The organism is Pedobacter sp. D749, assembly GCF_019317285.1.
Taxonomy (GTDB): Bacteria; Bacteroidota; Bacteroidia; order Sphingobacteriales; family Sphingobacteriaceae; genus Pedobacter.
Genome location: NZ_CP079218.1, coordinates 5448968 through 5465039, shown reverse-complemented (window position 1 = coordinate 5465039; position 16072 = coordinate 5448968). Strand labels below are relative to the sequence as shown.

Here is a 16072-nt window from a genome sequence, read left to right as displayed (position 1 = left end):
ATTGGAGATGTGAGATTTTAGATGATTAATTCTAGTGATTTACTTCTTTAGCATTTTCATTACATTATTCTTCTCAAAATAGAAAATACCCAGGAGAAATAGCACCAAAATTCCGTTTCCAATATAAATATTGCGTTTAAAAACCCAAAAAGATAAGTACACCATAACAATAGAAACCAATATATAGATACTCATTGCTTTGAGTTTATAAGGTATGGGGTAATGCTTTTGTCCAAGTACATAAGAAATAACCATAATGATGAGATAGGCAAACATTGATACCCATGCTGAGCCCATATAACTGAATTTGGGAATCAGGATAATGTTCATGATGATGGTAAAAACAGCGCCAACCAAAGAAATATATAAGCCGTACCTGGTTTGATCGGATAAACGGTACCATACCGATAAATTCATATAAATACCTAAACAAACATAACCGAACAACAAAAACGGAACTGCGTTGAGCCCCACCCAATACCTTGAATTGATGAAATATTTGATAATTTCGATATTGGCTGTTAAGCCTACAAAAAGGATGGATAAAGCGAGTACAAAGTAATATAGAATATTGGCATAGGTTTGTTTTGCATTTGCATTTTTAGCATGACTAAAGAAAAACGGTTCGGCACCTAACCTAAAAGCCGTATTAAAAATACTAATGAAGATCGCTAGCTTACATACGGCTCCATAAATACCAACATCATGATTGGCAATAGTTTCCGGCAGGTATTTACCCAATAAAATTTTGTCTAAATTTTCATTAATAATAAACGATAAATTAGCCACCAGAACAGGCCAGCTATAGCCCAGCATATTATTGAATAAGCTTTTACTAAACTTAAACTGGATTTCTAAAAACTGTGGAATAAGCATGAGCAGCGTGACAATACTCGCGATTAAATTGGCTACGAATACATAACCCACCCACCGGCCTTTATACCATGAAGTAAACCATCCGCTCATTATATCGTGCTTGATGAGGAATGGGATCACGTAAATGAACACCAGATTTAAGCCTACAAATGTACCTATATTGAGAAACTTGATTAAGCTATATTTAAATGGCTTTCCATCGGCCCTTAATTTGGCGAATGGAATTACACTGATGGCATCTACAAATAAAATCCATGCGAAATAATGTATGTAAGATTTTTGATCGGCCAATTCGGCGATGTTTCCATCTAAAGTATACCTGGCCAGGTAATCGGAAAAAATTAATGCGGTGATTAAAAACAGGGTTGATATAAAAGCGATTACCAAAAAGCTATTGTTGTACACTTCCTGCTTCCGGTCTTCATGTTTATTTAAATACCTGAAAAAGGTGGTTTCCATCCCAAAAGCCAATATTGGATTGATAATGGACACATAACTGAACATTTTGGTAAAAACACCATAAACACCAGGAGCGAAAACACCCGTGTAAACAGGCGTTAAAATAAAATTGAACAACCTCGAAAAAATGGTACTGATACCATAAATCATGGTTTGTCCAAGAAACTTTTTATATACAGACATTTATGATTGAGATAAAAGTATCAGGTATCAAGATTATACAAGGATAGCGATCTTGCTACTTGATACAGAATACTTGTTACTTTTTAAAGATTTCAAAATTACGATAGTTTTTCACTTCGCCATCGCTTACCTCCACATTTTCTACACGTGAGCGGTCTGGCCCTTCATTGCACCAGTTTACAAATTCCTCCAAAAAGATTTCTTCACCTTCTGCTTCTATATAAACAGATCCGTCTTTTTCGTTCCTTACAAAACCATTTACCATCATTTGGTTGGCGATAATTTTAGTCGTTTCTCTAAAGCCAACGCCCTGCACTTTACCTGTTACTTTTATATTGATGTGTTTCATTTATTGTTGTAAAGTTGAAATGTTTACCGGTGCAAAGGTAAATGAATTATCACAATTCTTTAACACATGAATGATGGCACCGAACTGACTTAACAAAGCTATAGGCGATTATTCGGCTAAGTATTATAAAATCCATCACGTTTAACATTAGAACTACCCCATCTGCGGGTATGAATTATAAATAAAGTTGAAGTTATTTGCCAATACTCTTTTACATACTAGCTTTGCTTTTTACAAACATAATCTTTATAAAAAAACAGGTGAATTATCTGAAAAACCAAAAAACTATAATTAGACTGGTTATCATTAACACTAATTTTTCCGGAATAGGCTAACATTTAGGTAATTTGAATTTTAAAACGGAGACAATAATGAGTGTACATATAGGATTGATGATCTGGAAGGAAATGAAAACCAAAGAGATTCCTGTTTCCATCTTTGCAGAAAAGATGGCCATTAGCAAAACCAAAGCACAGGAAATCATCAATAGTTCTACATTAGACGTTTCCTTGCTGGCCAATGTGAGTGAAATATTAGGCTACAATTTTTTCAGCTATTACGAAAAGGGTAAATTATTTTCCGAACTCAGTAAAAAGGAAACACAAGCATCAGTTGAAGAGATCAAAAGGCTTAAAAGCCTGCTAAGTGAGAAGAATAAAACCATCGAACTTAAAGATAAAATGATCCAAAATCTCTCTCATACTGTTTCTTTGCTCGAAAAAGTCCAATACCGCTAATTTTGAAAGGTAAAGCAAGCGGTTGTTATCGCATATCTCATTTAAATTAAATAACAACAATACCAATCAACTATTTGCCATAAGATCTAAGCTTACAATTGCCTATTTTTCGACTTGGCCTTATTCACACAATCAGTGTATTTCACAAAATCACTTTGTACAAAAAAACATTTCGAGCCTAGTATGCCAATTCCCATATCAATTATCCATTATTTAAGAAATGAAGCCCTTCACCAATTGAAGCTTTTACCCCCTTCTCAAATCCACCTTACATAAAATTCTATAAATTTGATGAATCTGAAAACGGACTTTGACCATGAAGATTTATATCAACCGAAAGCATTTATTTAAGGAAATTGATTATCCAGATCGCTACAGCGGGAAAAATCTTTTTAAAACTGTGTCAGTTATTTTTGGTATTATCTTCGGATTTTTGATCCTTCTGAAGCCTTTTGAAGTAAATGCATCACAACAGAGAGTTAACTATATCATCATATGCTGTTCCCATGCATTATTACCTTCAATGATCCTGTATTTTTACTTTACTACAGTTAATTATTTACGGGCAAAGGATTCCGAAAATAAAAGCTGGTCTTTGATATGGGAATACACACATATGGGCATTTTACTTCTTTTCACAGGGATATGTAGTTTCCTGATCCGTGATCTGATTTACTTAAATCCAAATAATTGGACATGGCGTTATTTATGGGAAGAGGTGAGAAACTGTTTTGTAGCCGGTATACTTTTGTATTTTTTTATGAGGATGGCGATATTCTATTTTGAATCAAAAAATGATTCTTCCTTAATTTTCCAGTTTACACCGCTACCTCCTCAATTAGAAAATAACACGACCAGTACCTTAATTTACATCAAAACCCAGGTCAGGCAAGACGATTTCAGTTTAGATCTAAACAATTTACTTTTTGCTAAAGCAGACGGGAATTACATCGAAATAACAACCTGCAATAATAACAAACTAAATATAGCGCTAAAAAGAATTTCCCTGACACAATTTGAATCACAGCTTTTAGCAAATCGTAATTTCTTCCGCTGCCACAGAACCTTCCTGGTAAACATGCATTATATAAAAAATGTAACAGGAAACTCTCAGGGCTATATGCTTTCCTTTGATCATACGGTTGATCAGGTACCCGTTTCAAGGTCACAGCTTGTTGCATTTAATGCCCTCCATCAAGAACTCCTTCTTACCCAAAGTACCAGGCCTAGTTATTGATCACAAAGGTTTGTTGCTGGCAACATCTACAATAAACTATACCTTTCCCATTGTATGTTTGCGTTAAGTAAGGGTTAACCAAGCCTGATCATTAAAGAAACGCATCAGTTATGTCATCAAAAATTTTACTTCAGCAAATTGCTCCAGATAAAGCCAGCAAACTATTTTATATCGATAACCTTAAGATACTTTTAACAACGTTGGTCGTATTACACCATACTATTATTGTGTATTGCGCTCCGGGTGGATGGTACTATACCGAAAAAACAACCCAAATGGCTGCCATTGTACCATCAACAATTTTTGTAAGCTTAAACCAATCGTTTTTTATGGGCTTTTTTTTCCTACTGGCGGGATACTTTACAGCACCATCTTATGATAGAAAAGGCAGCTGGCAATTTTTAGGAGACCGCATCTTAAGGCTGGGGATCCCATTGTTGTTTTATTCTTTTGTGCTGTCGCCATTATTGGGTTACCTAGTTTATTATTTCGCACAGGATAATCACATTACCTATCTGCAATATCTTTCAGGGTACCACAGCTGGGTTGATTTTGGCGTACTATGGTTTGTTGCAGCCCTATTGCTATTTACATTACTTTATGTTGGCGCGAAAAACCTGATTGTTATTAAATTTAAAAAATCTATGCCAGCACCCGGTACTGGCAGCATTTTACTTTTTGCTGTTTTCCTGGGGGTTCTCACCTTTTTGGTTAGAATCGTATTTCCGGTTGGTTGGGTGTTTAAACCATTTGGATTTCAGTTGGGTCACTTTCCACAATATATCGTGATGTTTATTATCGGTTTATTGGCTTATAAGAATCAATGGTTTGATGGCTTATCTTTAAAAGTTGGTAAAAGCCTCAAGCGAGTGGCATGGTTAGGTTTAATGTTTTTTCCCTTGTTCTTTCTGATCAGGACTAAGCTAGACATGCCCATTGCCTGGTATTCAGGCGGCTTTCACTGGCAATCGCTATTGTATGCTGTTTGGGAACAATGCATAGGATTTTCGATTCTGACAGCGTTATTGAGCTTGGGCAAAAATTCGTGGAATCAATCATCGCCATTATTGAGTAAACTATCCAGATGTGCCTTTTCGACTTATATTTTCCATCCATTGGTAATTACAGGAGTTTCACTTACGTTTAAATACTGGTTGGTAGATCCGGCAATCAAATTTTTAGTTCTGTCCCCATTTATAGTAATGGGAAGCTTTTTATTAGGCTCAATTATGCTGATGATTCCTGGTGTAAAAAGGATTATCTGATCACCAGGCTGGAAACAGAGAGGCATTTGAAAATAGCTTAGATGTGTGATATAAGCCTTGTAATTGCAAAATACGATGTTGATTTAAATATCCAATTTATTTTGCAGTTGTACTAGCTCGGCTATTTTTACTTTGAATTCCTCCCATATTTCTTCAAGGATAACGCTTGCAGGCTTGATTTCTTTGAGCATTGCCGAAACCTGACCGATTTCAAGTTCACCATTTTCCATATCTCCCTCAAACATTCCCAGTTTGGCCCTGGCATGGCCCAAAAGATCAGCCAGTTCATTCCGGCTTGCTCCATCCGCTTCAGCATTGGCAATAGCATCGGCAAATTCATTCTTCAGTAATCTTACCGGCACCAGTTTTTTCATCGCTAGTTTCGTATCGCCCTCATTAGCAGCAATAATTTTATTTTTAAAAGCTGGGTGTGCAGACGATTCTTCCGCCACCGCAAAAGCTGAACCGATTTGAACAGCATCAGCACCTAAAGCAAAAGCAGCTAACATGGCTTTACCACTCCCGATACCACCAGCTGCGATGACCGGAATATTAACGAGTGCTTTAATTATCGGGATTAAACACATAGTGGTAGTTTCTTCCCTCCCATTATGCCCACCTGCCTCAAAGCCTTCAGCAACAATCGCATCAACACCAGCTTCCTGCGCTTTTATGGCAAATTTTGTATTCGCAATTACGTGAACCACAGTAATACCCTTTTCTTTTAAAAAACTGGTCCATGTTGCAGGGTTACCGGCAGAAGAAAATACAATTTTTACCTTCTCTTCAATTACCACATCTATAATTTCCTGAACATTAGGATAGAGCAATGGAATATTGACACCAAATGGCTGGTGAGTTGCCAATTTGCATTTTTGAATATGCGATCTTAAGACTTCAGGATACATTGAACCTGCTCCAATAATGCCCAGTCCACCTGCATTAGAAACCGCTGAAGCCAGTCTCCAGCCACTGCACCAAACCATTCCGGCCTGAATAATCGGGTATTTAATATTGAATAGTTTACAGATTGGGTTCATGAGGAATTTTGTTTAGCGTGATGAAAAACTGCGCCATGGTACGTAGTGAAGAGGAGGTATAAATCGCATTTATATTTTATCTAATATCTCGGGGTTGGCAATATTTGTAGGCTTTCCGCTGATATAGTTGATGATATTTTCGAATGCTTTGCCAAAATACAATTCGTAACTGTTTTTTTCTACATAGCCAAGGTGAGGTGTACAAACCACATTCGGTAGATTAAGGAGCTCAAAACCGCTATCATTAATAGGTTCGCTTTCATAAACATCTAAACCTGCAAATCCTGGCCTGCCCGCTTTTAAAGCTTTAATAAGGCTTCCTTTTTCAATAAGTTCTGCACGCGAAGTATTAATCAGCACTGACGAAGTTTTCATTAAATTTAAGTCATCCAGTTTTACAATCCCAGTGGTTTCTTTATTTAAACGTAGGTGAAGTGTAATCACATCGGCCGTTTTAAAAAAACAGGTTTTGCTTTCTGCAGCCTCAAAACCATCGTTTATTGCGTTCAATATGGATTGCTCACGACCCCACACCAAAACCTTTGCACCGAAAGCTTTTGCATAACCAGCAATGATTTTACCAATTTTTCCGTAACCCCAAATCCCGATGATTTTTCCATTTACACTTTCGCCGATATTCTCCTGCCAATTACCTTTTTTCATTCCCTCAATGGCATTGGGAATTTGCCTTAAAACATTCATTAACAAAATCCATGTTAATTCGGCAGGGGCAATTGGAGAACCAACCCCTTCGGCAACTGCTACATTATATTTAGAGCAGGCATTTAAATCTAAATGATTGGAAATTTTCCCTGTCTGACTAATTAGCTTCAGTTTGGGTAATTTAGAAAGTAAGTCATCAGTAATGGCTGTCCGCTCCCTGATCAAAACCAATGCTTCAATGTCTTTTATTTTTTCTGCCAGGACATCGGGATCTTTCTCGGTTTCATTAAAAATGATAACTTCCTGCTGCTGTAATAAATTAAAACAAGACAAGTTTCTAACTACATCCTGATAATCATCCAATATGGCTATTTTCATATTCTTTGTGTATTAGATTAGTTATTTAATTATTGAAAAAGGTTCCTTGATAATAGTCAGTTGAGACAAGTGTAATAGTATACCCAGCTTTTCAGCCTAATAATATATTTTAAATCAACTTAAAATAAGTAGAATTAAACGCAATTAAATCAATTTCTTGACCAAGTCACTTTCGATTACATAATCAGCTGACAGTTGGATTAAATTCAATCCTGGCTTTTTACCAACTTCTATTGTACCAATTTGTTGATCAACCTCCAAAAATTCGGCTCCGTTTATAGTTGCCCAACTCAACAGTTTTTCAAAAGAAACCTGTTTACATGTCTGCAAGGTGAGCATTTCAGATAGCATATTAAGTTGATGGTTGCTGGCCAAACTATCTGTTCCCAAGGTGATCTTTACGTTTTCATCCATTAACAGATCAACATCAGGTAAAGCATTTTCGATATACAAATTGGCCTGAGGGCAAAGGCACCAATATAAATTATTGTTACGTTCTTTTGCAAAGGCAATATCTGCTTTACTCGAAACCGTGTTATGCACCAACAATGTCTTTTGCGCATTAATATAAGGTAGCCAACTCTGTAATGACGTTTTATGAGTTGGCTCGAAGAAAGTGATGTCCAGTCCTAAAAATTCATAGAGATCTAAAAAACCACCTGTTTTATTTTCGAAAAAAGCATTTTCGTTGTCAGTTTCCTGATTGTGAACACTAATAAAGGTATTATCCTTTTCGGCTTCCTCTTTAATCAATTTAAACAACTCTGAAGATACTGAATAAGGTGCATGAGGAACAATAGATGTTTTTAGAGGTTTAAAATCCTGTTTAATTCTCTTCATATCATCCATTATGGCAACGGCCCTATCGGGATTATACCCCATGGCCTCTATAAAGGTGTGGTAATGGATCTTACTCTTCTCTTTTACTTCTTTAGATGAAATTTGATTGGAAATATCGCCAACGGCTACAATCCCATTTTCGAACATTTCCTGGTCGGCTGCATACATTGCCGCTTTAATCTCTTCTATATTGCCCTGCCTGCTTTTAATAATATGTTGTACAAATTCTACCAAACCTGTTTGTTCTGGAATTTGCCCTAACATATGCGATAGTTCTAAATGGCAATGGGTATTAATAAAGCCTGGAACGATTGCCCCTTTATACTTTATGATATCCAAATCAAGGTTTTCGACATGTTCTCTGGTTAACACTTCTTCAATTTCGCCATCTGAATTTACAACTACCACTCCGTTTTTGATTGGTGGAGAGGAAACAGGAAAGATTAAATCAGCTGAAAAATATTTTAACATATCGCAAATTAGCGGAATAACAGGAGCAAATAAAATATTTTTCTATAGCTCTCCCATTTTGACAATAAAATCATTTTTGAAAATTACTATTCTAAAGAAATTAGAAATGTGAGAAAGAAAAAGAGCCTCCTATCGGAATCGAACCAATGACCTACTGATTACAAGTCAGTTGCTCTACCAGCTGAGCTAAGGAGGCTTTAATCGGGCTTCAATGATAGAAAAAAATCTTCATTTTTAAAAACTGAAATTTATTTTTTTCCGACGTGCTGTCAGATGTTACCATCTGATAGGTAAAAGACCTCTTGAGTTGCAATAGTTTGAAATTCCACTCAAAAGGACTTTTAAAATCTGTCAGATGAGAACAACTGACAGCAAAAGAACAACGGCACACTACCAAGTAATAACAAATGGCCGCAAAACCTGTAGTCATTCACCACAAAGTGTGGACAAACTCCACAACATTAAAACTTTGGCACAAAATCAATATACTGTAAATCAATTATTTAAATAAAAATATCCATTTGGCATCATTATGAAACATTAGCAAGTATTGTTACACAAATTAAATTTTAAAATATATACTATGAAAAAGTTCGTTTTAGCAGCTACAGTATTAGCATTAGCAGGATTCTCAACAGTAAAAGCAAGTGAAGTAAACGATTTTAAAACTAATGCAATTGTTGCAGTTCAAGATAGCGCAGTGAAAACTCCGGTTAAATTGGAAGAACTTCCTGAGCCAGTAACAACCGCATTAAAATCTGATGCCTACAAAGGCTGGACCGCTACAGAAGCTTGGTCGGTTAAAGAAGGTACTAAAGAGTATTATTTAATTAACGTAAAAAAAGAAACTGAAACCGGTTCGGTAAAAATCGATAAAGACGGTAAACCAGTTCAATAATCAATACAAAATTAACGCTACATAATTAACAAGTATTTAAACAGTAACGAAAGTTACCAATCATATTTAAAACATAACATCATGAAAAAGATCATTTTAGCCGCTACTTTAGCATTCGCAGGATTCACAGCAGTACAAGCAAACGAAGTAAATCCAATCAAAAATGCTGCAATTGTTGCAGTTCAAGATAGTGCAGTGAAAACGCCAGTTAAATTGGAAGAACTTCCTGAGCCGATTACAACAGCATTAAAATCTGACACCTACAAAGGTTGGACAGCAACTGAAGCTTTCTCTGTTAAAGAAGGTACTAAAGAGTATTATTTAGTAAATGTTAAAAAAGAAACAGAAACAGGTTCACTTAAATTTGATAAAGACGGTAAACCAGTTCAATAATCAGAAATAAATACGCCATACAGGCATAATCAATATAAGCGCAGCCTTCGGGTTGCGCATTACTAAAAATATATATACCATGAAAAAATTAATTTTATCAGCTGCGTTCTTAGCTTTTGCAGGATTCTCAGCAGTACAGGCAAGTGAAGTAAATACAATTAAAAACGCTGCAATTGTTGCAGTTCAAGATAGTGCAGTAAAAACGCCAATTAAATTGGAAGAGCTTCCTGAACCGATTACAACAGCATTAAAATCTGACACCTACAAAGGTTGGACAGCAACTGAAGCTTTCACAGTTAAAGAAGGTACTAAAGAGTATTATTTAGTAAATGTTAAAAAAGAAACAGAAACAGGTTCACTTAAATTTGATAAAGACGGTAAGCCAGTTCAATAATTTAAAATAAATACGCCATAAGGCATAATCAATATAAGCGCAGCCCTCGGGTTGCGCATCACTAAAAATATATACCATGAAAAAATTAATTTTATCAGCTGCGTTCTTAGCTTTTGCAGGATTCTCAGCAGTACAGGCAAGTGAAGTAAATACAATTAAAAATGCTGCAATTGTTGCAGTTCAAGACAGTGCAGTGAAAACTCCGGTTAAATTGGAAGAACTTCCAGCCCCAGTTACAACCGCATTAAAGTCTGATGCGTACAAAGGATGGACCGCTACAGAAGCCTGGTCTGTTAAAGAAGGAACAAAGGAATATTACTTAATCAATGTTAAAAAAGAAGCAGAAACTGGTTCTGTTAAAATTGATAAAGACGGTAAGCCCGTACAATAAAACCCAAATAATTACATCTACCTATGATAAGAAAGCCGGATTATGTCCGGCTTTTCTTATTTTTGTTACATGGCGAGAATCCTGATTTTAGAAGACGATACCACATTTGCTCAATTACTTGATGGTTTTTTAACCAAAAACGGTCACGAAATTACCCTTGTAACCAAAGTAAAGCAATCATTTAAGCAAGTTGAAACCAATACATTCGATTTACTTTTAATCGATTACCGCCTGCCAGACGGAACCGGATTTGAAGTGCTTACTCATCTTCGTGATCTGGGCCTTTCCATTCCCGTAATCATCATGACCAGTTTTAATGATGTCCGCACAGCAGTAAAATCTATTCAATTGGGTGCGTTTGATTACATTACCAAGCCAGTTAATCCAGATGAGTTATTAATGGTGATCAAAAATTCTTTAACTAAAAAGGATTTAAAAAGTGTTGAACCAAAAGAAATAAACAGCGATTTTATAAAAGGGAAAAGTGCAATTGCAGATAAACTGTATGAACACATTAATTTGGTAGCTCCTACAGACATGTCGGTAATTATACAGGGTGAAAGCGGCACAGGGAAAGAATTTGCCGCCAGAACCCTGCACCAGCAAAGCAAACGTGCTGATAAACCTTTTGTGGCAATAGATTGTGGTGCTTTATCAAAAGATTTAGCCGCCAGCGAATTGTTCGGACATGTTAAGGGTGCTTTTACCGGTGCCTTAAATGATAAAAAAGGTCAGTTTGAAGCGGCCAACGGAGGAACGTTGTTTCTGGATGAAGTGGGTAACCTGAGTTACGAAGTGCAGATTAAATTGCTTAGGGCTTTACAGGAAAGGATAATCCAGCCTTTAGGCAGTACCAAACAGATTCCAGTTAATGTTCGCATCATCACAGCTACCAATGATGATTTGGCCAACAGCATGCAACAGGGGGAATTTAGAGAAGATTTATATCATCGTTTAAATGAATTCAAAATTCAGCTTCCTCCATTGAGAGAAAGGGGTGGAGATTTAGAACTTTTTATCAATCACTTTATACAGTTATCAAACCGTGATTTAGACCGGAATGTTCAAAGTGTATCTGCTGAAGCAAAAGCATTATTATTGAATTACGATTGGCCGGGAAACCTGCGCGAACTCAGCAATGTGATTAAACGAATGGTTTTATTAAGCCCGGGCGATATTGCCCAGATTAGTGCATTACCTGATGAAATGATGATTTCTGTTCATCAGCAATCAGCTCCTGGCAATTCATCCGATCTGAAAGCAGTTAACGAACAGAATGAAAAAGCGTTGATTACGGAAACGTTAATCAAAGTGAGACATAACAAATCAAAAGCTGCTAAAATCTTAAACATTGATCGTAAAACACTCTATGCCAAAATGGAACGCTACGGGATAGAGTAGTTACCCTGCATTAGCGTAGTCTATTTTTTCCATAAAGGCAATTAAATTATTCAGTTTTCCGATCTGCAACAGCACTTCAGATTTGGCATTCTCCGTTAACCCTTTTTCGGCTATTTCTATTTCTAAAACTCTAAAGGCATTGGCCAATGTTTTCGATCCCATCTGTGCCGTACGCCCTGCAAGGCGATGAACCAATAACCTGCTTTTATCCTGGTCATTTTCATCCAGGTGTTTTTTGAGTTCAGCAGCATCATCGATCGAATCCTGCTTAAAGCGGTTTAAGATTTTTTCCAGCATCTCCTGATCGCCAAAAGTCATTTTTTCTATGGAAGAAAAATCAAATTCGGGTTGCTCTGTTAATACTTCTGTTTTATCAAATATAGATAGGATATCGACTGCCCTGAACGGTTTCATAATCAGGCCATCAAAACCCTCACTCAAAACCATCTCACGCTCTTCGGGCAAAACCTGTGCAGTAATGGCATAGAATTTAATATTTTGCGGAAGTTTCTTTTTTAATAAATGGCACAATTCGAAACCTGTCATTTCAGGCATCCGCATATCAACCAAAACATACTTTAAATCTGGGTCGGGTTCTGCATTTAAAATATTTGCTACCTGGGTAAAACTTGTATAAGGGATTTTGTTTTTCTGAAAAATCATTCCACATAAATCGAGAATCAGTTTATCATCATCAATTACCCAAACAGTTCCCGGGTTTACAATTGCATAATGCTCTAAATCTAATGCATCATTTACACGCTCATTGGTATTTTCATATTTCATATAAATATTAAATGTGGTACCAATGCCCGGTTTACTTTTCACATAAATTCTTCCTCCCTGAGTTTCAATCAAAGATTTAACAATAGGCAGGCCCAAACCTGTACCGGCCGGGTTAATAATATATTTCTCAGGAGATTCTATCTGCTCAAATTCATTAAATATTTTAGGAATATCTTTTTCATCAAACCCTATTCCGGTATCCTTTATGTTAAAATGAAAATGCAGATCCTCACCTTGTTTTTTGTAAGATACAGCAAGTTTAATTTCACCTTTAAGGGTAAATTTTACAGCGTTACCCAATAAGTTAAATAAAATCTGCTTTAGTCTAAAGGCATCCCCCTTTACAAACTCCAAATCGGCAAGATCAAGTGCTGTATTTAACTGAAGTGATTTCTGTTCCGCTAGTGGCCGCATTACCGAAACTACTTCATCTAAGGCTTTTTTGATATTAAATACCTGATTATTGAAGCTAAACTCTCCAGAAATAATCCGGTTATAATCTAATACCTCGTTAACAATCTGAAGTAAATGGATGGAAGACTGATAAATGGCATCTACATCTTTTTTATTGGGCACATCCTGCTGGGTAATCAGTTCGGCGTAGCCTAAAATAGACTGCAGTGGGGTTCTGATCTCATGGCTCATGTTTGAAAGGAACCGCTGCTTCGCTTTACCATGGTATTCTGCTTCATCTTTAGCCAGCTCCAAAGCCTTTCTATACCTGTTGCTTTTGGTGATATCTGCTAAAATTAAATACAGCAGAATAACCGTTAACAGAAAAAAGATAATGATAATGGTAGTGATCTGTGTAATTCCATCGTTAACCACTTCTTTAGCCTGTATACCATTCAAATCTACCTGCGCTACCGCTTCACCCTCAACCTCTCTTAAAATCTGTAGCATTTTAGCCGTTAAGGCGTTACTCGCACTTGATAAGTCAGCCTCCCGTTTTAAAAATTTCTGGCTTTTCTGACGCTGTTCCAGTTCGATATTCCTTAGCGACCCCGTCATGCTTTTCATGATGCTGTCTTCGGCCTTTGCATTTAAAGTATCACGCTTAACCTTAAATTCTTCGTTAATGATTTTATAAACATCTGATTTCTTTTTCCCAAAAAGTTTGCTCAGGAAACCCCTCGATTTTTGTTCTTCTTCAGGTGCAACCGTAGTAGTTGATGTAGTCGTTTCGGTAGTTAATACTGCGCTATCCGTTTGCCTGCTACGTGTAGCCACCAGCTCATTCAGCTTCTGAACCTCGTCAGAGAAAGATTTGGTGTTTACCAGTGTTTCCCTTACTTTAAGGTAGTTCACAAATTGTTTATCGCGATCGGAAAGTAAATTTTTGATCGATTTTATCCTCGACAATTGCGCAGAGTCTCCACGATATAATTTACGCAGCGTATCTAAACTTGATCTTAATTTACGTGATTCCTTTAAAAAACTATAGGTGCCCTGTTTATTAAAAGCTTCATCACGTTGCAATTGATCCAACCTGGCTATCTTATGCGAAAGGTCATTAACAATTCTTAAACGGTCGTTCGGCGCCGAAATTTCTTCCACGGTATTCAGCATCCTGGTAAAAGCAAACTTGCTGATACCCCATGCCAATAACAGCGCAAAACAGGCGAACAGAAAACCTATAATTACTTTACTTTTTATTGCCCGGAAGAAACGCTTTTGAATAACAGCCGCCATTTAATTCAGATTATTACCTTAAACCATTATAATAACGGTTTATCGTTTAGAATTGGTATCTATTTATCTTTTACAAATAACGTACCACAAGAAAAATTGATTAAAAAACTTTAATTTTAATCACCTCAAAAAACAAACTATGAATCGTATTGACCGACTTTTCGGAATTTTAACCCTGCTTTCAATCTAGAAAATACATTACCGCAGAAAAAATTGCAGAAAGATTTAACATGAGCATACGTACAGTTTATCGTGATATTAAAGCATTGGGCGAACAAGGGATACCGGTAAGTTTTGAGCAGCATAAGGGTTATTACCTGGTGCAAGGCTATTTTCTGCCACCTGTTTCTTTTAATATGGACGAAGCCAATGCCCTGCTGCTGGTTGAAAGTTTAGTGAATGGATTTGCTGACAATTCTATTCGCATGCATTATTCTTCAGCTTTGACCAAAGTAAAGGCAGTATTAAAAACGGGTCAGAAAGAAAAACTCGAAACCTTAAATCAGCATATTAAATTGCAGATTCCGAAAAGGCTGAATTTTAACTTCGAGTACCTGTCGCTTATTCAACACGCTATTGCAGAAAAACACTTGATCGAGCTTGATTATAAAAACAATAAAGAAGAGTTGAGCAAAAGAGAGGTAGAACCAATCGGATTAATTTTCTATGCTTTTAGCTGGCATTTAATTGCCTGGTGCCATTACCGGAATGAATATCGTGATTTTAATCTTACCCGGATAATCTGCCTTAAAAACATGGGCATTCCTTTCAAAAAAATGCAGCACATGCCGCTGAGCGATTACATGCATCTGCTTCCTGTAAATTATTAAGCCCCCGTTTCAATTCAATTAAAATCCTCGTCATCTCGACTGAAGCGCAGCGACTATTGCAATTCCAAAATGGAAAGATCTATGCTCAATAGATTTCTCGACTCCGCTCGAAATGATGACCTCATATAAAATTATTTTTTTCACACTGCCATAGGGTTGTCAGCAGCCCATATTTTCTTTGTGTAAACAAACACCAAAAATCATGAGCATCGCTAACCTATTACTTATGGAATTACACACAATAGAAAAAACAAACCTGAAAAATATGGACATTATTAAATTATTATTGAAAGAATTAGCAGATGAATTTAATACGACAAAAAAATTCCTGGCTATTGTACCGGTAGAAAAATTTGACTGGGCACCGCACGAAAAAAGTATGAAAATGAAATCGCTTGCCGTTCATATTGCTGATTTGCCGAGCTGGGTTTCAATGGCTTTAACTACTGAGGGACTGGATTTTGAAATAGCACCTTATGTAGAACAACCTGTAGAAAATGCGGATGATCTGGTTAAAATCCTGGAGAAAAATTATGCGCTGGGAAAAGCAGAATTAGAAAAAGCAACGGAACAAGATTTAAATGGCCGCTGGGTATTGAGTATGGGCAAACAGATTTTAGCAGATTATTCGAAATATGAAACCATCCGCCATTCACTTAGCCAAACCACTCACCACAGGGCACAGCTGGGTGTTTATTTAAGATTACTTGATATTCCTATCCCAGGCAGTTACGGCCCAAGTGCGGATGACCAAAATTTTTAGTTTTTAATTATTCAGAATAAGCTATC

At 36.5% G+C, this 16072-nt stretch carries 16 protein-coding genes and 1 tRNA gene; 10 read left to right on the top strand and 7 right to left on the bottom strand.

Annotation, left to right across the window (positions count from 1 at the left end):
- Positions 1-39: 39 nt before the first annotated feature.
- The gene (locus KYH19_RS22505) at positions 40-1518 is read right to left on the bottom strand and encodes a lipopolysaccharide biosynthesis protein (RefSeq protein ID WP_219076869.1); all 1479 of its coding nucleotides are present in this window, start codon (positions 1516-1518) and stop codon (positions 40-42) included.
- A 76-nt stretch (positions 1519-1594) separates the two neighbouring features.
- Positions 1595-1867: an acylphosphatase gene (locus KYH19_RS22500; protein ID WP_121287381.1), complete on the bottom strand. Its 273-nt coding sequence runs from the start codon at positions 1865-1867 to the stop codon at positions 1595-1597.
- A 371-nt stretch (positions 1868-2238) separates the two neighbouring features.
- On the opposite strand from KYH19_RS22500, the gene KYH19_RS22495 reads away from it, so the two are divergent.
- The 3 genes from KYH19_RS22495 (at position 2239) to KYH19_RS22485 (ending at position 5106) form a co-directional block, all read left to right on the top strand.
- Positions 2239-2604: a hypothetical protein gene (locus KYH19_RS22495; RefSeq protein WP_219076868.1), complete on the top strand. Its 366-nt coding sequence runs from the start codon at positions 2239-2241 to the stop codon at positions 2602-2604.
- A 316-nt stretch (positions 2605-2920) separates the two neighbouring features.
- Complete coding sequence (locus tag KYH19_RS22490; protein ID WP_219076867.1) at positions 2921-3841, top strand: LytTR family DNA-binding domain-containing protein; 921 nt, start codon at positions 2921-2923, stop codon at positions 3839-3841.
- A gap of 110 nt (positions 3842-3951) precedes the next feature.
- Positions 3952-5106 carry an acyltransferase family protein gene (locus KYH19_RS22485; RefSeq protein WP_219076866.1) on the top strand — a complete coding sequence of 385 codons (1155 nt, stop codon included), beginning with the start codon at positions 3952-3954 and terminating at the stop codon, positions 5104-5106.
- An 83-nt stretch (positions 5107-5189) separates the two neighbouring features.
- Here KYH19_RS22485 and KYH19_RS22480 read toward each other — a convergent pair whose 3' ends face one another.
- The 4 genes from KYH19_RS22480 to KYH19_RS22465 all read right to left on the bottom strand — a co-directional run bounded on the left by KYH19_RS22480 (position 5190) and on the right by KYH19_RS22465 (position 8694).
- Positions 5190-6146 (bottom strand): nitronate monooxygenase family protein, encoded by a 957-nt coding sequence (locus KYH19_RS22480; protein ID WP_219076865.1) that lies wholly within the window; start codon positions 6144-6146, stop codon positions 5190-5192.
- Positions 6147-6215: 69 nt separating this feature from the next.
- Positions 6216-7187, bottom strand: a complete 972-nt coding sequence (locus KYH19_RS22475; protein WP_219076864.1) for a D-2-hydroxyacid dehydrogenase family protein — start codon at positions 7185-7187, stop codon at positions 6216-6218.
- Between the two features lie 144 nt (positions 7188-7331).
- Positions 7332-8498, bottom strand: coding sequence for an amidohydrolase family protein (locus KYH19_RS22470; protein WP_219076863.1), 1167 nt, complete (start codon positions 8496-8498; stop codon positions 7332-7334).
- Positions 8499-8621: 123 nt separating this feature from the next.
- Positions 8622-8694, bottom strand: a tRNA-Thr gene (locus tag KYH19_RS22465).
- Between the two features lie 387 nt (positions 8695-9081).
- Here KYH19_RS22465 and KYH19_RS22460 point away from each other — a divergent pair.
- The 5 genes from KYH19_RS22460 to KYH19_RS22440 all read left to right on the top strand — a co-directional run bounded on the left by KYH19_RS22460 (position 9082) and on the right by KYH19_RS22440 (position 11975).
- Positions 9082-9396 carry a hypothetical protein gene (locus tag KYH19_RS22460; RefSeq protein ID WP_121287367.1) on the top strand — a complete coding sequence of 105 codons (315 nt, stop codon included), beginning with the start codon at positions 9082-9084 and terminating at the stop codon, positions 9394-9396.
- Positions 9397-9477: 81 nt separating this feature from the next.
- Positions 9478-9789, top strand: coding sequence for a hypothetical protein (locus KYH19_RS22455; RefSeq protein ID WP_219076862.1), 312 nt, complete (start codon positions 9478-9480; stop codon positions 9787-9789).
- A 79-nt stretch (positions 9790-9868) separates the two neighbouring features.
- Positions 9869-10183, top strand: coding sequence for a hypothetical protein (locus KYH19_RS22450; protein ID WP_219076861.1), 315 nt, complete (start codon positions 9869-9871; stop codon positions 10181-10183).
- 76 nt (positions 10184-10259) lie between these two features.
- The gene (locus KYH19_RS22445; protein WP_057931901.1) at positions 10260-10574 is read left to right on the top strand and encodes a hypothetical protein; all 315 of its coding nucleotides are present in this window, start codon (positions 10260-10262) and stop codon (positions 10572-10574) included.
- Between the two features lie 69 nt (positions 10575-10643).
- Positions 10644-11975 carry a sigma-54 dependent transcriptional regulator gene (locus KYH19_RS22440; protein WP_219076860.1) on the top strand — a complete coding sequence of 444 codons (1332 nt, stop codon included), beginning with the start codon at positions 10644-10646 and terminating at the stop codon, positions 11973-11975.
- Here KYH19_RS22440 and KYH19_RS22435 read toward each other — a convergent pair whose 3' ends face one another.
- Complete coding sequence (locus KYH19_RS22435; RefSeq protein WP_219076859.1) at positions 11976-14453, bottom strand: ATP-binding protein; 2478 nt, start codon at positions 14451-14453, stop codon at positions 11976-11978.
- A 230-nt stretch (positions 14454-14683) separates the two neighbouring features.
- On the opposite strand from KYH19_RS22435, the gene KYH19_RS22430 reads away from it, so the two are divergent.
- Both KYH19_RS22430 and KYH19_RS22425 read left to right on the top strand, forming a co-directional pair.
- On the top strand, positions 14684-15283 hold the full coding sequence (locus tag KYH19_RS22430) for a YafY family protein (protein WP_255562497.1): 600 nt from the start codon (positions 14684-14686) through the stop codon (positions 15281-15283).
- A gap of 226 nt (positions 15284-15509) precedes the next feature.
- Positions 15510-16046 (top strand): DinB family protein, encoded by a 537-nt coding sequence (locus KYH19_RS22425; protein WP_255562496.1) that lies wholly within the window; start codon positions 15510-15512, stop codon positions 16044-16046.
- The last annotated feature ends 26 nt before the right edge of the window (positions 16047-16072 follow it).